The organism is Streptomyces malachitofuscus, assembly GCF_055571035.1.
Genome location: NZ_JBVIGA010000009.1, coordinates 79129 through 95820, shown reverse-complemented (window position 1 = coordinate 95820; position 16692 = coordinate 79129). Strand labels below are relative to the sequence as shown.

General features: G+C 71.7%; 14 protein-coding genes and 1 pseudogene. 7 read left to right on the top strand and 8 right to left on the bottom strand.

All coding sequences use genetic code 11. The annotated features are described in order from the left end of the window. Nucleotides 1–3: 3 nt before the first annotated feature. Nucleotides 4–2547: a DEAD/DEAH box helicase gene (locus ACZ44S_RS15210; protein WP_466929179.1), complete on the bottom strand. Its 2544-nt coding sequence runs from the start codon at nucleotides 2545–2547 to the stop codon at nucleotides 4–6. 115 nt (nucleotides 2548–2662) lie between these two features. Between ACZ44S_RS15210 and ACZ44S_RS15205 the strand changes: the two genes are divergently transcribed. Continuing rightward, nucleotides 2663–3457: a metal-dependent hydrolase gene (locus tag ACZ44S_RS15205; protein WP_466928758.1), complete on the top strand. Its 795-nt coding sequence runs from the start codon at nucleotides 2663–2665 to the stop codon at nucleotides 3455–3457. Nucleotides 3458–3477: 20 nt separating this feature from the next. Here the strand turns inward: ACZ44S_RS15205 and ACZ44S_RS15200 are convergent, their stop codons facing one another. From ACZ44S_RS15200 to ACZ44S_RS15180, 5 genes are all read right to left on the bottom strand, one after another. Further along, nucleotides 3478–3732 (bottom strand): type B 50S ribosomal protein L31, encoded by a 255-nt coding sequence (locus ACZ44S_RS15200; RefSeq protein WP_190163564.1) that lies wholly within the window; start codon nucleotides 3730–3732, stop codon nucleotides 3478–3480. Between the two features lie 51 nt (nucleotides 3733–3783). Further along, nucleotides 3784–4254: a DUF5709 domain-containing protein gene (locus ACZ44S_RS15195; protein ID WP_466928755.1), complete on the bottom strand. Its 471-nt coding sequence runs from the start codon at nucleotides 4252–4254 to the stop codon at nucleotides 3784–3786. Nucleotides 4255–4503: 249 nt separating this feature from the next. Next, complete coding sequence (locus tag ACZ44S_RS15190; RefSeq protein ID WP_466928752.1) at nucleotides 4504–6285, bottom strand: ABC transporter ATP-binding protein; 1782 nt, start codon at nucleotides 6283–6285, stop codon at nucleotides 4504–4506. Next, the gene (locus ACZ44S_RS15185; RefSeq protein WP_466928750.1) at nucleotides 6282–8141 is read right to left on the bottom strand and encodes an ABC transporter ATP-binding protein; all 1860 of its coding nucleotides are present in this window, start codon (nucleotides 8139–8141) and stop codon (nucleotides 6282–6284) included. The genes ACZ44S_RS15190 and ACZ44S_RS15185 overlap by 4 nt, the downstream gene beginning before the upstream one ends. 220 nt (nucleotides 8142–8361) lie before the next feature. After that, nucleotides 8362–8826, bottom strand: coding sequence for a MarR family winged helix-turn-helix transcriptional regulator (locus tag ACZ44S_RS15180; protein ID WP_466928747.1), 465 nt, complete (start codon nucleotides 8824–8826; stop codon nucleotides 8362–8364). 104 nt (nucleotides 8827–8930) lie between these two features. Between ACZ44S_RS15180 and ACZ44S_RS15175 the strand changes: the two genes are divergently transcribed. Together ACZ44S_RS15175 and mltG are read left to right on the top strand one after the other, a co-directional pair. Further along, nucleotides 8931–10733: an ABC transporter ATP-binding protein gene (locus tag ACZ44S_RS15175; protein ID WP_466928744.1), complete on the top strand. Its 1803-nt coding sequence runs from the start codon at nucleotides 8931–8933 to the stop codon at nucleotides 10731–10733. Nucleotides 10734–10776: 43 nt separating this feature from the next. After that, nucleotides 10777–11622, top strand: a complete 846-nt coding sequence (gene mltG, locus ACZ44S_RS15170; RefSeq protein ID WP_466928741.1) for an endolytic transglycosylase MltG — start codon at nucleotides 10777–10779, stop codon at nucleotides 11620–11622. Between the two features lie 21 nt (nucleotides 11623–11643). Here the strand turns inward: mltG and ACZ44S_RS15165 are convergent, their stop codons facing one another. After that, the gene (locus tag ACZ44S_RS15165; RefSeq protein WP_466929177.1) at nucleotides 11644–12723 is read right to left on the bottom strand and encodes an NAD(P)-binding domain-containing protein; all 1080 of its coding nucleotides are present in this window, start codon (nucleotides 12721–12723) and stop codon (nucleotides 11644–11646) included. Nucleotides 12724–12805: 82 nt separating this feature from the next. Here ACZ44S_RS15165 and ACZ44S_RS15160 point away from each other — a divergent pair, with 82 nt between their 5' ends. The 4 genes and pseudogenes from ACZ44S_RS15160 (at nucleotide 12806) to ACZ44S_RS15145 (ending at nucleotide 15389) form a co-directional block, all read left to right on the top strand. Beyond that, nucleotides 12806–13228: a secondary thiamine-phosphate synthase enzyme YjbQ gene (locus ACZ44S_RS15160; protein WP_466928738.1), complete on the top strand. Its 423-nt coding sequence runs from the start codon at nucleotides 12806–12808 to the stop codon at nucleotides 13226–13228. A gap of 610 nt (nucleotides 13229–13838) precedes the next feature. Beyond that, a pseudogene (locus ACZ44S_RS15155) lies at nucleotides 13839–14771 on the top strand (DUF1254 domain-containing protein); the annotation flags it as partial. A 28-nt stretch (nucleotides 14772–14799) separates the two neighbouring features. Beyond that, nucleotides 14800–15168, top strand: coding sequence for a DUF1214 domain-containing protein (locus tag ACZ44S_RS15150; protein ID WP_466929175.1), 369 nt, complete (start codon nucleotides 14800–14802; stop codon nucleotides 15166–15168). Between the two features lie 8 nt (nucleotides 15169–15176). Beyond that, nucleotides 15177–15389 carry a hypothetical protein gene (locus ACZ44S_RS15145; protein WP_466928736.1) on the top strand — a complete coding sequence of 71 codons (213 nt, stop codon included), beginning with the start codon at nucleotides 15177–15179 and terminating at the stop codon, nucleotides 15387–15389. A 258-nt stretch (nucleotides 15390–15647) separates the two neighbouring features. Here ACZ44S_RS15145 and ACZ44S_RS15140 read toward each other — a convergent pair whose 3' ends face one another. Next, entirely contained in the window at nucleotides 15648–16493 is an 846-nt protein-coding gene (locus tag ACZ44S_RS15140; RefSeq protein WP_466928734.1) for a universal stress protein, read from the bottom strand. Between the last annotated feature and the right edge of the window lie 199 nt (nucleotides 16494–16692).

Below are 16692 nucleotides of genomic sequence, written 5' to 3'. Positions count from 1 at the left end.
TGGTCACAACTGGCCGACATCGGTGACGCGGACGACCGCGCGTCCCTCCGCGTCGGAGGCGGTGAGGTCGACCTCGGCACTGATGCCCCAGTCGTGGTCGCCGTTCGGGTCGTCGAAGATCTGCCGGACCCGCCACAGTCCGTGCTCCGGCTCCTCCTCGATCAGCAGCAGTTTCGGACCGCGGGCGTCGGGGCCCGTGCCCAGCTCCTCGTACTCGTCCCAGTACTTGTCCATCGCGTCGCCCCAGGCGCCGGCGTCCCAGCCCGACTCGGCGTCCAGTTCGCCCAGCTCCTCCACCTGGTCCAGGGCGGCGAGTTCGACCCGGCGGAACATGGCGTTGCGCACCAGGACGCGGAAGGCCCGCGCGTTGGCGGTGACCGGCTTGACCTGGTCCGCCTTCTCCTGGGCCTCCTCGGCGGTCATCTCCTCCGGATTCGCCAGCTGCTCCCACTCGTCCAGCAGGCTCGAGTCGACCTGGCGCACCATCTCACCCAGCCAGGCGATCAGATCCTCCAGGTCCTCGGACTTCAGGTCGTCCGGCACGGTGTGCTCCAGCGCCTTGTAGGCGCCGGCGAGGTAGCGCAGCACGATGCCCTCCGTGCGCGCCAGCTCGTAGTGGGACACCAGCTCCGTGAAGGACAGCGCCCGCTCGTACATGTCGCGGACCACGGACTTCGGCGACAGCGGATGGTCGCCCACCCAGGGATGGCTCCTGCGGTAGGTGTTGTACGCCTGGAAGAGCAGCTCCTCCAGCGGCTTCGGGTAGGTGACGTCCTGGAGGCGCTCCATGCGCTCCTCGTACTCCACCCCGTCGGCCTTCATCGCGGCGACCGCCTCGCCGCGCGCCTTGTTCTGCTGGGCGGCGAGGATCTGGCGCGGATCGTCCAAAGTGGACTCCACGACGGACACCATGTCCAGCGCGTACGACGGCGACTCGGGATCCAGCAGCTCGAACGCGGCCAGGGCGAACGTGGACAGCGGCTGGTTCAGCGCGAAGTCGTGCTGAAGGTCCACGGTGAGGCGGACGATGCGGCCCTCGGCGTCCGGCCGGTCGAGCTTCTCGACGATGCCGCCGTCCAGCAGCGAGCGGTAGATGGCGATCGCCCGCCGGATGTGCCGAAGCTGCTGCCTGCGCGGCTCGTGGTTGTCCTCCAGCAGCCGGCGCATCGCCTCGAAGGCGTTGCCGGGCCGGGCGATCACCGACAGCAGCATCGTGTGGGTGACCCGGAAGCGGGAGGTCAGCGGCTCCGGCTCGGAAGCGATCAGCTTGTCGAAGGTCTGCTCGCTCCAGGCGACGAAGCCCTCGGGCGCCTTCTTGCGTACGACCTTGCGCCGCTTCTTCGGATCGTCACCGGCCTTCGCCAGCGCCTTCTCGTTCTCGATCACGTGCTCCGGGGCCTGGGCCACCACGAAGCCCTCGGTGTCGAAGCCGGCCCGCCCGGCGCGACCCGCGATCTGGTGGAACTCACGGGCTCGCAGGGTCCGGACGCGACTGCCGTCGTACTTGGTCAGGGCCGTGAACAACACCGTGCGGATGGGGACGTTGACGCCCACGCCGAGGGTGTCCGTGCCGCAGATGACCTTCAGCAGACCCGCCTGCGCGAGCTTCTCCACCAGCCGCCGGTACTTGGGAAGCATGCCGGCGTGGTGCACACCGATGCCGTGCCGCACGTAACGGGACAGGTTACGGCCGAACTTGGTGGTGAAGCGGAAGTTGCCGATGAGCTCGGCGATCCGGTCCTTCTCCTCGCGGGTGCACATGTTGATGCTCATCAGCGCCTGCGCCCGCTCCACCGCCTGCGCCTGCGTGAAGTGCACGATGTACACCGGCGCCTGGCGGGCCGCCAGCAGATCGGTGAGCGTCTCGGTGAGCGGTGTGTACCGGTACTCGTAGGACAGGGGCACGGGCCGGGTCGCCGAGCGGACCACGGCGGTGGGGCGGCCGGTGCGACGGGTGAGGTCCTTCTCGAAGAAGGAGACGTCGCCGAGCGTCGCCGACATCAGCACGAACTGCGCCTGCGGCAGCTCCAGCAGAGGAATCTGCCAGGCCCAGCCGCGGTCCCCTTCCGCGTAGAAGTGGAACTCGTCCATCACGACCTGTCCCACGTCGGCGTTCCTGCCGTCGCGCAGCGCGATCGACGCCAGCACCTCCGCGGTGCAGCAGATGACCGGGGCGTCCGCGTTCACGGACGCGTCCCCGGTGAGCATGCCGACGTTCTCCGTGCCGAAGATCTTGCACAGCTCGAAGAACTTCTCCGACACCAGCGCCTTGATCGGCGCGGTGTAGAAGGTGACCTCGTCGCGCGCCAGGGCGGCGAAATGGGCGCCCGCGGCGATCATGCTCTTGCCGGAACCGGTGGGCGTCGACACGATCACGTTCGCGCCGGAGACCACCTCGATCAGCGCCTCCTCCTGGTGGGGGTAGAGCGTGAGACCGCGCTCCTGGGCCCACGACTCGAAGGCTTCGTACAGGGCGTCGGGATCGGCGGTCGGCGGGAGCTGATCGATGAGGGTCACGCCCCCATCTTGCCTGCCCGCCCGCCCGATGCGGGAATCGGCTACGGGCCCGAAGATCGCGACCGCTACGCTGAGTCGCCGGCGGGGCTGCAACGCACCCGGTCAACCGGCGGGCGGCGAACGAGGAATGGGGCGGGCAACGGCGATGATGGGACCAGCACACTCACTGTCGGGCGCCGCGGCCTGGCTCGGAGTCGGTGCGGCGATGGTTGCCGCCGGCCACCCGATGCCCTGGCCGGTGCTCCTGGCCGGCGCCCTGATCTGCGCCGGCGCCGCACTCGCCCCCGACCTGGACCACAAGGCGGCCACCATCTCCCGGGCCTTCGGTCCGCTGTCCCGCTGGCTCTGCGAGATCGTCGACAAGCTCTCCTACGCCGTCTACAAGGCCACCAAGAAGCAGGGCGACCCGCGCCGCTCCGGCGGGCACCGCACGCTCACGCACACCTGGCTGTGGGCCGTCCTGATCGGCGGCGGCACCGCGGCCCTGGCGGTCACGGGCGGCCGCTGGGCGGTGCTGGCCATCCTCTTCGTGCACATGGTGCTGGCCATCGAGGGCCTGCTGTGGCGGGCGACCCGCGGCTCCAGCAGCGACGTCCTGGTGTGGCTGCTGGCGGCGACCAGCGCCTGGATCATCGCGGGCATCCTCGACCAGCCGGGCAACGGCTCCGACTGGCTGTTCACCGCGCCGGGCCAGGAGTACCTGTGGCTGGGGCTGCCGATCGTGCTGGGCGCGCTGGTGCACGACATCGGGGACGCGCTGACCGTCTCCGGATGCCCGATCCTGTGGCCCATACCGGTGGGGCGCAAGCGCTGGTACCCGATCGGCCCGCCGAAGGTCATGCGGTTCCGGGCGGGCAGCTGGGTGGAGCTGAAGGTGCTGATGCCCGCGTTCATGCTGCTGGGCGGGGTGGGCTGCGCGGCGGCGCTCAACGTGATCTGACGGCCAGGACCCCGCTGGACTCAGCCGGAGCCCTCACCGCCGTACCGGCGCTCGAAGCGGGCCACCCTGCCCTCCGTGTCCACGGTCCGGGCCTTGCCCGTGTAGAACGGGTGACTCTCCGAGGAGATCTCCACGTCCACCACCGGGTAGGTCTCGCCGTCGTCCCACTCGATGGTCTGCCCGCTGGTCGCGGTCGACCGGGTGAGGAAGGCGTACCCGGCGGCACGGTCGCGGAAGACCACGGGGTGGTAGTCGGGGTGCTTGTCCTGCTGCATGAATGCTCCTCGGGCGACTCGGGCCCGCGCTGCGGCGGGGGAGTGGCGGGCTCAGCCGGGCAGGCCGTCCTCGTCCACGACGTGCATCGCGGCCTCCTCGGCGGAGGCGGCCGCGCCGTCGATGCCGACGTCCACGGCGACCAGGGCTTCCTCCTCGTCCTCGTGCGCCCCTTCGTCGGGGGCCACGAGCCGGCCGGAGCGTGCGGCGCCGACCTCGTTGTCCAGGAGTTCCCCGTCGGTGCCCGAGGAATCCCCGAGCCCGTCGCCGTCGGACGAGACGGGATCGGGGACCTCCTCGGCCAGCCGCTGGTCCAGCGTCTCGCCCTCATGGCGCTCGGCCGCCGTCACGCCGTAGTGCTCCACGGCCCAGGGCCGCTCCGGAGGGGACCAGCCCCGGTCGAGGGGGTCGGAGACACCGTCGTTCTCCAGGGTGTCCTCGGCGTCGAGCAGTCCGGCGTCGTCCTGGATTTCGGACGCGTCGGGCTGGTAGACGTCGTCTCCCCAACCGTCGGCGCTGTTCACGGCTACCTCCAGAGGGTGGGGACGGGCCCGTTCCCGCCGCAGCCCACGCCGGGCCGTCTGCACGGGGCGCCGGCGCCACCCGTTCCCCGGTCCGGCAGGATCCGGGCGCTCCCCGAGCCGGTGCCTGACTCCAGCCTTCCACCGGAGCTCCCCACCGCGCAACGCCACGCCCCGAGCCGGCCGCGCGCACCGGTTCCCGCCGCCCGGACGGACGGTGGGAACCGGTGCCGGCCCCTCAGCGGTGCGGGTTCACCCGTGCCAGGACCGCCACAGTGCCGCGTAGGCGCCGTCCGCGGCGACCAGTTCGTCGTGACTGCCCAGCTCGCTGATGCGCCCGTTCTCCACCACGGCGATGACGTCCGCGTCGTGGGCGGTGTGCAGGCGGTGGGCGATCGCGACGACCGTCCGGCCGTCCAGTACCCGGGCCAGGGAGCGCTCCAGATGACGTGCCGCACGCGGGTCGAGCAGCGAGGTCGCCTCGTCCAGCACCAGCGTGTGCGGATCGGCCAGCACCAGCCGGGCCAGCGCGACCTGCTGGGCCTGCGCCGGGGTGAGCGCGAACCCGCCCGAGCCGACCTCGGTGTTGAGGCCCTCGTCGAGCGCCCGCGCCCAGCCGTCCGCGTCCACCGAGCCGAGCGCCGCCCACAGCTCGGCGTCCTCGGCGTTCGTCCGGGCGAGCCGCAGATTGTCACGCAGGGAGCCCACGAAGACGTGGTGCTCCTGATTGACCAGGGCCACGTGCGCCCGGACCCGCTCGGCGGTCATCCGCGACAGCTCGGCGTCACCGAGGGTGACCCGCCCGTCCCGGGGCGCGTAGATCCCGGCGAGCAGCCGGCCCAGCGTGGACTTGCCCGCACCCGAGGGGCCGACCAGCGCCAGCCGGGTCCCGGGGGCGACCTCGAGGGACACCTCGCGCAGGACGTCCACCCCCTCCCGGTAGCCGAAGTGCACCCGGTCCGCGTGCACCCGGCGCCCCTCGGGCGTGAGGCCGGCGTCCCCGGCGTCGGGCTCGATGTCCCGGACCCCGACCAGCCGGGCCAGCGACACCTGTGCCACCTGGAGCTCGTCATACCAGCGCAGGATCAGCCCCACCGGGTCGACGAGCATCTGCGCGATCAGCGCGGCGGTGGTCAGCTGGCCGACACCGATCCAGCCCTGCAGGACGAACACCCCGCCGATCATCAGCACCGAGCCGAGCACGGTCACATGGGTGATCTGGACGACGGGGAAGAGCACCGACCGCAGCCAGAGGGTGTAGCGCTCCCAGGCCGTCCACTCCCTGACCCGCTGGTCGGTCAGCGCCACGCGACGCTCCCCGAGGCGGTGCGCCTCCACGGTCCGCCCCGCGTCCACGGTCTCCGCGAGAGCGGCGGCCACGGCGGCGTACCCGGCCGCCTCCGACCGGTAGGCCGCCGGCGCCCGGCGGAAGTACCAGCGGCACCCGGCCACCAGCAGCGGCACGGCGATCAGCACCGCCGGTGCCAGCTCCGGCGCGGTGACGACCAGGCCGCCCAGCAGCAGCACCGCCCACACCACGCCGATGACCAGCTGGGGCACGGCCTCGCGCATCGCGTTGCCGAGCCGGTCGATGTCGGTCGTGATCCGCGACAGCAGATCACCGGTGCCCGCCCGCTCCAGCACGCCCGGCGGCAATCCCACCGACCGCACCAGGAAGTCCTCCCGCAGGTCGGCCAGCATCCGCTCACCGAGCATCGCCCCGCGCAGCCGGACCTGACGGGCGAACACCGCCTGGACGGCCAGCGCGGCCAGGAACAGCCCCGCCGTGAGCCCCAGGTGCAGCTCCCGCTCCCGGTCCGAGACCCGCTCCACCAGTCCGCCCAGCAGATAGGGGCCCACCATGGAGGCGATCACGGCGACCGTGTTCACCGCGATCAGCAGCAGGAAGGCGGTGCGGTGCCGGCGCAGCAGCTCCGTCACATAGGCACGCACGGTCGCGGGCGCCCCCACGGGCAGGGTGCCGGCCGCGGACGGGGCCGCCGGGTCGTAGGCCGGTGGCGCCACGCCGATCATGCTGTCTCCTCGATCTCTTCCAGCTCTTCCATCTCTTCCAGCCGGTGGACGACGCCGCTTTCGCCGGGGCGCTCGCCCCCGGGCAGCCGGCCGTCCCCCGCCGGGCCGCCCGCCGGCGCGGTCTCGTCCTCGGTCTCGCGGGTCACCACGGCCCGGTACCGCGGCTCGGTGCGCACCAGTTCACGGTGGGCGCCGACCGCGGCGACGGTGTCGCCGTGCAGGAACACCACCTGGTCCGCCCGGTCCAGCAGCAGCGGGGACGAGGTGAACACCACGGTGGTGCGGCCCGCCCGCAGCGCGCGCACGCCCTGGGCGATCCGGGCCTCGGTGTGCGAGTCGACGGCCGAGGTCGGCTCGTCGAGGACGAGTACCTCCGGGTCCGTGACCAGCGACCGGGCCAGCGCGAGCCGCTGGCGCTGCCCGCCCGACAGCGACCGTCCGCGTTCGGTGATCCGGACGTCCATCGGGTCCCCGGCGTCCAGCGAGCCCTGCACGAGCGCCGCCAGCACGTCCGCGCACTGCGCGGCCTCGAGCGCGTCGCGCGGCTCGACCGCTCCGGAGGCGGGCACCTCGAACAGCTCGCGCAGGGTGCCGGAGAGGAGCACCGGATCCTTGTCCTGCACCAGAACGGCCGCCCGGGCCGAGTCCAGCGGCAGTTCGTCCAGCGGGACACCGCCGAGCAGCACGGAGGCGCCCTGTTCCGAGGCGTGCCCGCCGAGCCGCTCGGCCAGCCGCCCCGCCGCGTCCGGGTCCCCGCAGACCACGGCGGTGAGCCGGCCCGCGGGAGCGAGCAGACGGGTCGCGGGGTCGTACAGGTCACCGGACGGGGCCTCGGCGGCACGTGAGCCCGCGGTGTCGGTGACGCGTTCCAGTGACAGCACGCGCGCGGCCCGCTTGGCCGAGGGGCGTGAGAAGGAGTACGCCATCGCGATCTCCTCGAAGTGCCGGATCGGGTAGGTGAGCAGCATGACCGAGCTGTAGACGGTGACCAGTTCGCCCACGGCGATCCGTCCGTCGCGGGCCAGGTGCACGCCGTACCAGACCACCGTGATCAGCAGCAGTCCCGGCAGCAGCACCTGGATCGCGGCGATCAGCGACCACATCCGCGCACTGCGCACGGCCGCGTGGCGGACCTCCTGGGAGGCGTCGCGGTACCGGTCGAGGAACAGGTCCTCGCCGCCGATGCCGCGCAGCACGCGCAGCCCGGCGACGGTGTCGGAGGCGAGCTCGGTGGCCCGTCCGGCCTTCTCACGCTGCACGTCCGCCCGCCGGGTGGCCCGGGGCAGCAGCGGCAGCACCGCGATCGCCAGTACCGGCAGTCCCACGGCGACGACGACTCCGAGCGCCGGCTGGTAGACCATCAGACCGACGCAGACCAGCACCATGGTGACCACGGCCGCGGTGAACCGCGACAGGGCCTCCACGAACCAGCCGATCTTCTCCACGTCGCCCGTGGAGACGGCCACGACCTCTCCGGCGGCGACCCGACGGGTCAGCGCCGAGCCCAGCGTCGCGGCCTTGCGCCCCAGCAGTTGCTGCACGCGGGCGGCGGCGGTGATCCAGTTGGTGACGGCGGCACGGTGCAGGAAGGTGTCACCCACCGCGTTGCCCGCGCAGGCCAGCGCCATCAGTCCCCCGGCCAGGGCGAGCCGGCCGCCGGAGCGGTCGACCGCGGCCTGCACGGCGACACCGACGCTGAACGGCAGCGACGCGACGGAGACGAAGTGCAGCAGGCCCCAGGCCAACGACGTGAGCTGCCCGGAGAGCTGGTTCCGGAAGAGCCACCACAGGAATCGGGGCCCCGAGCGTGCGTCGGGCACCCCGGGGTCGGGATACGGAAGGTCTTGAATCTGCATGACGTCCCAGGGGCTCGGTCTGAGGGCGGCGGAAAGGGAGGCGGAGGGGCGGCACGGGAAGAGAGGCGCCTGAGGGGACTGCGGGCATGTCTGCGCCCCGCCCGGGGGGCGGGATCAGCAAACCGTGACAGGTTGACGCCGCCACGCACGGCGGGGCAACCGTTTTTCCAGGACACCGCACAGAACTGGCGCCCTGTGGGGGGCCGTCACCTCACGCGCCTCAGGAGGACACGTCACGGCACGGCGGGGCGACCGTCCCGTCGATCAGGGCGTCCAGCAACTCGCCCAGCGCTGCGCGCTGTTCGTTCCCCAGCGGCGCCAGGATCTCCTCGGCCGCGAGCCTGCGCGCCGCGCGCAGCTCCCGCAGCGCCGCGCGTCCGTCGTCGGTGAGCTCGATCCGGATCACCCGCCGGTTGGCCGAATCCGGCACCCGCCGCACCTTGCCGTTCGCCTCCAGCCCGTCGACCAGTGTGGTCACCGCCCGGGGAACCACCTCCAGCCGCTCGGCCAGATCGGCCATACGAGGCGGCGAGCCGTAGTGCGCGAGCGTGCGCAGCAACCGCGACTGGGCAGGAGTGATCCCGAGCTCGCGCCGCTCCAGATGACGCTTCTGGATGCGGTGCACCCGGCGGGTGAGCCGGAGCAGTTGCTCGGCCAGCAGGCCGTCGGGATCGGAAGCGGTCATGCGGGAACAATATCAGGATGCCGCTCATTGTGAGTCTAGGTAACAATAGGGGCGGCTCTGCCGTCCCGGGTACCGGCCCGGGGCACCCGACCCGTAAGGAGACCATGCATCCCGACCACGGACCCGACTGGGTCCCGCCCGCCGGCGCCGAGGAGCAACCCCGGCAGGTGCGGCGCATTCTCAGGCTCTTCCGCCCCTACCGGGGCCGCCTGGCGATCGTCGGCCTGCTCGTCGCCGCCGCGTCGCTGGTCTCGGTCGCCACCCCCTTCCTGCTGAAGGCGATCCTGGACGTGGCGATCCCCGAGGGGCGCACCGGGCTGCTCAGCCTGCTCGCACTCGGCATGATCCTCAGCGCGGTCCTCACCAGCGTCTTCGGCGTCCTGCAGACCCTGATCTCGACGACCGTCGGCCAGCGCGTGATGCACGATCTGCGCACCGCCGTGTACGGGCGGCTCCAGCGCATGTCGCTCGCCTTCTTCACCCGCACCCGTACCGGTGAGGTCCAGTCCCGCATCGCCAACGACATCGGCGGCATGCAGGCGACCGTGACCTCCACGGCGACCTCCCTGGTCTCCAACCTCACCAGCGTGGTCGCCACCGTCGTCGCGATGCTCGCCCTCGACTGGCGGCTGACCGTGGTGACGCTGGTCCTGCTGCCGGTCTTCGTCTGGATCAGCCGCCGCGTCGGCGACGAGCGGAAGAGAATCACCACCCGGCGCCAGAAGCAGATGGCCGCGATGGCCGCCACGGTCACCGAGTCGCTCTCGGTCAGCGGCATCCTGCTGGGCCGCACCATGGGCCGATCCGATTCCCTGACCGGCGCGTTCTCGGACGAGTCCGAGCGTCTGGTCGACCTGGAGGTGCGGTCGAACATGGCCGGCCGCTGGCGGATGGCCGTCATCACGATCGTCATGGCCGCCATGCCGGCCGTCATCTACTGGACCGCCGGGATCGCCCTGCAGACGGGTGGCCCCGAGGTCTCCATCGGCACGATCGTCGCGTTCGTCTCGCTCCAGCAGGGCCTGTTCCGTCCGGCCGTGAGCCTGCTGTCCACCGGCGTCCAGATCCAGACCTCGCTCGCGCTCTTCCAGCGCATCTTCGAGTACCTGGACCTCCCGATCGACATCACCGAACGCGCGGACCCGGTGCACCTCGACCGCATCAAGGGCGAGGTCCGCCTCGAGAACGTCAGGTTCGCCTACGACGACAAGAGCGGCCCCGTTCTCGACGGCATCGACATCACCGTCCCCCCGGGCGGCAGTCTCGCCGTCGTCGGGCCGACCGGCGCCGGCAAGTCCACCCTGGGCCATCTCGTGCCGCGGCTGTACGACGTCACGGGCGGCCGGGTCACCCTCGACGGGGTCGACGTACGCGACCTCGACTTCGACACACTGGCCCGCGCGGTCGGCGTCGTCTCCCAGGAGACCTACCTCTTCCACGCCACGGTCGCGGACAACCTGCGCTTCGCCAAGCCCGGGGCCACCGACGAGGAACTGCACGCCGCGGCGCGGGCGGCGCAGATCCACGACCACATCGCGGCGCTGCCCGACGGGTACGACACCGTGGTCGGCGAACGCGGCCACCGGTTCTCGGGCGGTGAGAAACAGCGCCTGGCGATCGCCCGGACCATCCTCCGCGACCCGCCGGTCCTCGTGCTCGACGAGGCCACCAGCGCGCTGGACACCCGTACGGAGGCCGCCGTCCAGCAGGCCATCGATGCGCTGTCGGCCAACCGGACCACCCTCACCATCGCCCATCGGCTGTCCACCGTCCGGAGTGCCGACCGGATCGTGGTCCTCGACTCCGGCCGCGTGGCGGAAAGCGGCACGCACGAGGAACTGCTGCAGCGGGACGGGCGCTATGCGGCCCTTGTGCGCCGGGACGCCCGACTGGAGCCGACAAGATGAAGATATGCCGGGTTTGCGGCGATATGCGGGTTACCGTGCCCGCATGCAGACGAACACTCCGTCACGGAGCACGATCCGACTGACGCGCCGGGGCCGATTCGCCCTGGCGACGCTCGGGGCCGTCGTGGCCGGCACCGCCGTGGCGGTGCCGCTGCTGATCATGAACGGCGACGACGAGAACCGTCCCACGACCCTGGTGGTCCCGGAGGGCTGGCGGGCGAGCCAGGTGTACGCCGCCATCGACAAGACCCTCGACCTCCCGGCGGGCACAACGAAGAAGTCCCTCGCCAAGGCGGACCTGAAGCTGCCGAACCAGGCCGAGGGCAATCCCGAGGGCTACCTCTTCCCGGCCACCTATCCCCTGCAGGAGAAGCCGACCCCGCAACGGCTCCTGTCACGGATGGTCGAGGCGGCCGACAAGAAGTTCAACGGAGCCCCGATCGCCGCCGGTGCGCAGCGCAACGCGATGAACGTCTACCAGGCGGTCACGGTCGCGAGCATCGTCCAGGCGGAGGCCGCCACCAAGGCCGACATGGGCAAGATCGCCCGGGTGATCTTCAACCGCCTGGAGCGCGGGATGCCGCTCCAGATGGACTCGACCGTCAACTACGCCCTGGGCCGCTCGAAGCCGGGTACCACGGAGGCCGACACCCAGGTCGACAGCCCCTACAACTCGTACCGGCGCATGGGCCTGCCGCCGACCCCGATCGGCAACCCCGGCGAGGACGCCGTGCGCGCCGCGATCAATCCCACCCCGGGCGACTGGCTGTACTTCGTCACGGTCAAGCCCGGCGACACCCGCTTCACCGCCGACTTCGCGGAACATCAGCGCAACGTCACCGAGGTCGACGCCCAGCGCATGAAGTCCGGCGCACCGGCGAAGACATGACCTCCCGGCCGGCCCGGGACGTCACGCCGCGGTCGGCTGCTCCTGCGCGAGCAGTCGCCTGATCTCCCGCACCGCCGCGCGTCCCGCCCGGTTGGCCCCGATGGTGCTGGCCGAGGGGCCGTACCCGACCAGGTGGATCCGCGGGTCGGCGACCGCCTGGGTGCCCTCGACCCGGATCCCGCCGCCGGGCTCCCGCAGCCGCAGCGGCGCGAGATGGCCGACCGCGGGACGGAAACCGGTCGCCCAGAGGATGACATCGGCGTCCACCCGCCGGCCGTCCGCCCACTCCACACCGTCCGGTGTGATCCGGTCGAACATGGGACGGCGGTCGAGCACGCCGTCCGCGAGGCCCCGCCGGATCGCGTCGTTGAGCGGCAGCCCGGTCACCGAGACGACACTGCGCGGCGGCAGCCCCCGCCGCACCCGCTCCTCGACGAGCCCCACGGCCGCCCGCCCCGCCTCCTCGTCGAACGGGCCCTCACGGAAGACCGGGCGCCGCCGGGTCACCCACGTCGTGTCCGCCGCATAAGGGGCGATCTCCAGCAGATGCTGGGTGCCCGAGGCCCCGCCCCCCACCACGACCACCCGCTGCCCGGCGAACGCCTCGGGCCCGGGGTACTGCGCGGTGTGCAACTGCCGTCCCCGGAACGTCTCCTGCCCCGGATAGCGAGGCCAGAACGGCCGGTCCCAGGTGCCGGTGGCATTGATCAGCGCCCGCGTCGCCCAGGTTCCGTCCGAGCTCTCCACCAGCAGCCGCCCGCCGGGCCCCTCGCGTACGGCCCGCACGTCCACCGGGCGCCGTACCCGCAGGTCGAACGTCCGCTCGTAACGGGCGAAGTACTCACCGATCACCTCGGAGGAGGCCCGGGCGGGATCGGCGTCCGTGAGCTCCATGCCGGGCAGCGCGTGCATCCCGTGCACCTTGCCGTACGTCAGTGACGGCCACCGGAACTGCCAGGCACCGCCGGGGCCGGGGGAGTGGTCCAGCACCACGAAGTCGCGATCCGGCGCGAACCCGGTCCGCCGCAGGTGATAGGCGCCGGCAAGTCCTGCCTGCCCGGCGCCTATGACGACCACCTCGACCTCGCGCATGTTGTTCACGCTTCTACCAACAGTGCGGCTCCCATGGATCTTCCCGGCACGCTCCCGCGCGAAGGCCGCCGCGTCGGCCAGGATGGAGGGCATGTCCGATGCCTTCACCACCCGAGTCCTGAACATCGCCACCGGCTCCGGCGAGAGGGTCGTCGATCTCACCGGCGACTGCGAGTCCTTCCTGCGGGAGGCGGCGGCCGGCCGCGACGGCCTGCTGAACGTCTTCGTGCCGCACGCCACCGCCGGGATCGCCGTCATCGAGACCGGCGCCGGAAGCGACGACGACCTGCTGTCGGCCCTGCACACCCTCCTCCCCGCCGACGACCGCTGGCAGCACCGCCACGGCAGCCCGGGGCACGGCCGCGACCACGTCCTGCCCGCCTTCGTGCCGCCGCACGCGACGCTCCCGGTGGTCAACGGTCGGCTGGAACTGGGCACCTGGCAGTCGGTCTGCCTGGTCGACACGAACAAGGACAATCCTCGTCGGCAGGTGCGGTTGTCGTTCCTTGCGTGACGAGGGTGCCGACTGTGGGTCCGAAGTCCGGCCGTGCCGAACGACTCTGGCTCGCCCTGCCCAGTCCACCCGCAGCTGACATCGAGTGACGCGGCGACGATGAAGCCATAGGCAGGGGCGCTGCCGTGTTGTCGTGCCCGGCCTCTTCGCCCGGACGGGGTGTGGCTGGTGGACCTGGCGCTGGTGCGTGCCCCGTCCGTGGTGGTGTCCGTCGCCGCAGGCTCGTTCGCGTGGCGGATCCCGGTGCCGGGCCTGCCATCGATCAGCTGACCGACTGTCCGGCCCCACAACGTGCCCGGTTGATCGTCATCGTCGCCGGTCGGGCCGGGAGTACCGGATGAGGTGCCGCAGGCGCGGCGAGAGGGGCTGAGACTGTGCGTCGTTGCCGCTGGGGGCGAGGCGGAAGGCGGCGTCTGCAGGAGCACCGGTGCAGCGGCCGGCGCTGAGACCGATCTTGCCGGCTGCGTCCTCCGAGTGCTGGAGGAGCCTGCGCCTGAAGGTGTGCGCGACTCGATCCTCGGCCCGGATCGCCTCCACACCATGTGACCGACCCCGTGAACCGAGTGACAGATGGGGGCCGTCGTGACCTACGAGCCCCATTTGCCATGGTATGGACGCGGTGATCTACTCGAAGAGGAGGTGCGAGTTGCAGCGCCGGCCCGGTGGATCCATGCAGCAGGACGCGGAACGCCGCCGCGTGGCGCACCGGGAGGAGGCGGGACGCGGCGTCGACGGTCGCCGGTTTCCCCCAGGTCTCGTGGTGGCCGCAAGCGGTGCTGTTCAGCCTCAGGAGAGGAACGCGGTGATGGCATTTCCATCCGACGGCAACCATCCCAGGCGACGTCTGCGCCACGATCTCGCCGCGGCGGCAGCCGGCATCGGCCAAGCGGCGGCCGCCACCGGAAAGGCCACCGCTGCGGCCGTACGTCACCCCGGGGACACCATCGACCGCGCCAGGAAGGTGACGCGGGCCCTGCCCGGGGCATGGCACTCGGTGAAGCCGACGCTGACCGGCCGGGTGGACGACTGGCGCCGCGAGTACGCGTACACGCTGGGGGAGCAGGCCTTCATCTATGGCTTCCCCTACATCTACAACGCAGAGCTCCGCCACCGTTGGGTGACCCAGAAGCCCGAGACGGAGACGACGCCCTACATGGCCGTCAACCACTTCTGGCATGCGAGCAGACTCTGGGACGTCTCGGATCGGGACGGCGTGTCCCCCAACACCGACACGCTGTATTCCTGGGCGTGGGTGGACCTGCGCGAGGAGCCCATCATTCTCTCGCATCCGGACATGGGCGACCGCTACTTCACCTTCGAACTGGTCGCCTTCACCTCCGACAACTACGACTACGTGGGCATGCGGGCGACCGGATCGCAGGCCGGTGACTTCGCCCTCATCGGCCCGGGCTGGAACAGGGACCTCCCGGAGGGCGTGCGCCGCACGGCGACCGCCCCCACCCCGTGGGTCCTGATCGTCGGGCGGACCCTCGTCGAGGGCGAGGCGGACCTCCCGGCCGTCCACGCGCTGCAGCGGCAGTACCGGCTGACGCCGCTCCACCTGTTGCTATCTGACGGCCTTCACCGACGACGCCGACGAGACGCTGACCACCGGCCGCTACGAGCTGCGCTTCGATGCGGGGACGCTGCCCCCGGTCGACGCGTTCTGGTCGCTCACCGCCTACGACGAGGACCGGAACCTGATCCCGAATCCCATCGACCGGTACTCCGTCGGAGACCGCACCCAAGGGTTGGTCACTGACGATGACGGGGGTTTGACCCTCTATCTGCAGCCGGACTCGCCGGGGCCGGAGCGGGAGTCCAACTGGCTGCCCACGCCGCAGCAGGGCATCTGGTACGTCGCGCTGCGCATGTACCTCCCGCGCCCCGAGGTCATCGACGCGCGATGGCACTGCCCGCCCATCAACCGCGTCGGTTGACGGAAGGCGTGCCACATGGCCGGAAGGCCGCTGAGGATCTCAGGGGCGAGAAGCCCGAGGAGTCCTCCGCGAGCCTCCACCGCAAGGCCGTCGGGCTCGATGTACGGCTCCGGAAGCGTCTCGCACTGCTCGACCAGCAACAGTCGATGTCGACGAAGCCGCCGCAGATACTCGCCGCGGCGCTGGTGCTGAGCCTCCCCGGTCCACCCTCTCGCACGTGATCATCGTTCGTGTGTGATCACGGGACGGCCCCAAGCGCGGCGGGAATGCCATGCGGGCTGGTCCGCAACAGGTCGAGCACCCGCCGGTGCCCACCGGTTCCCGCGAGCTGAGCCGCCCACCGGGACTGGGCCTGGTGACCCCTGTCGAGGCTGCGGGTTGTCTCTGCGGAGCTTGTTGGACACGAAACAAGGACAACCCCGACCGCCGGGTTCGGCTGAGCTTCCTGGGCTGACCCGCACCGCGCGGTCGCCGGACCGTCACGAGGAAGAGGGTTCCGCCCGGACGACGGTGACGGGGCAGTCGGCGTGGTACAGCAGGGCCTGGCTGACCGAACCGAGCAGCATCCCGGTGAAGCCGCCGTGCCCGCGGGCACCGGTCACCACCAGCTGGGCCTCCCGCGCCGCGTCCAGCAGCGCGTGACGTACCCGGGCCCGCTCCAGACGCAGTTCCACGGCGACCTCGGGACGAGCGGCCCGCTCCGGCGCCACCGCCTCCTCGAGCAGCCGGCGGTGCCGCTCCTCGAGCCGGTCGAGGTCCACCACCACGCTCAGCGGGTCGGCCGGACCCTCGTACCGCGTCTGCTCGCTCCAGGTGTTCCACACATGCAGCGCGACCAGCGGGGCCCCGCGCAGCGCGGCCTCGGCGAAAGCGAAGGAAGCGGCCGCGTTCCCGGCCGGCGAGCCGTCCACGGCGAGCAGGAGGGGACCCCGTGGATCCTCCCGGCCGCGCACCACCATCAGCGGACCGTGCCCGTGCGCCGCCAGCTGCACCACCGTCGAGCCGAGCAGCAGACCTCCGAACCCGGTGCGGCCCCGCTCGCCGACCACCGTCAGCACGGCGTGGCGCGACTCGCTCCGCAGCACCGTCAGCGTCTCACCGGACGCCACGGTCCGGGCGACCTCCAGCCCCGGCGCGAGGTCGTGCGCCCGCTGCTCCGCCTGCGCCAGCACCCCGTGGATCATCGGATCCAGGTCGGCGGGTCGGCTGAAGGCGTGCACGATCCGCAGCCGCGCGCCGCGCAGACGTGCCTCATGGGCCGCGACATCGACCGCGGCGAGACTGGACGGCGAACCGTCCACTCCAACGATGACCGTGTCGTCCACAGCACACTCCCGTCCCGGCAGCGCACACGAGTACCCACCGCGGACGCCAGGTACGCGTCGTCCCCCCGGATCGTGCACGGCACGCGTCCGTGGGCGGACGGACTCCCCGGGCATCCTTTCCCCCGCTCGCGGCCGTGTCCATCCGTGACGACACCCATGTTCCGGCCGATTGGCGGGATGGCACCATTGCCCCCTGGGG

Excerpts from the sequence above, each read along its gene's own strand:
- ACZ44S_RS15205 (WP_466928758.1), top strand. The coding sequence starts at position 2,663 with ATGATGGGACCAGCACACTCACTGTCGGGCGCCGCGGCCTGGCTCGGA.
- ACZ44S_RS15200 (WP_190163564.1), bottom strand. The coding sequence starts at position 3,732 with ATGCAGCAGGACAAGCACCCCGACTACCACCCCGTGGTCTTCCGCGAC.
- ACZ44S_RS15190 (WP_466928752.1), bottom strand. The coding sequence starts at position 6,285 with ATGATCGGCGTGGCGCCACCGGCCTACGACCCGGCGGCCCCGTCCGCG.
- ACZ44S_RS15185 (WP_466928750.1), bottom strand. The coding sequence starts at position 8,141 with ATGCAGATTCAAGACCTTCCGTATCCCGACCCCGGGGTGCCCGACGCA.
- ACZ44S_RS15180 (WP_466928747.1), bottom strand. The coding sequence starts at position 8,826 with ATGACCGCTTCCGATCCCGACGGCCTGCTGGCCGAGCAACTGCTCCGG.
- ACZ44S_RS15175 (WP_466928744.1), top strand. The coding sequence starts at position 8,931 with ATGCATCCCGACCACGGACCCGACTGGGTCCCGCCCGCCGGCGCCGAG.
- mltG (WP_466928741.1), top strand. The coding sequence starts at position 10,777 with ATGCAGACGAACACTCCGTCACGGAGCACGATCCGACTGACGCGCCGG.
- ACZ44S_RS15160 (WP_466928738.1), top strand. The coding sequence starts at position 12,806 with ATGTCCGATGCCTTCACCACCCGAGTCCTGAACATCGCCACCGGCTCC.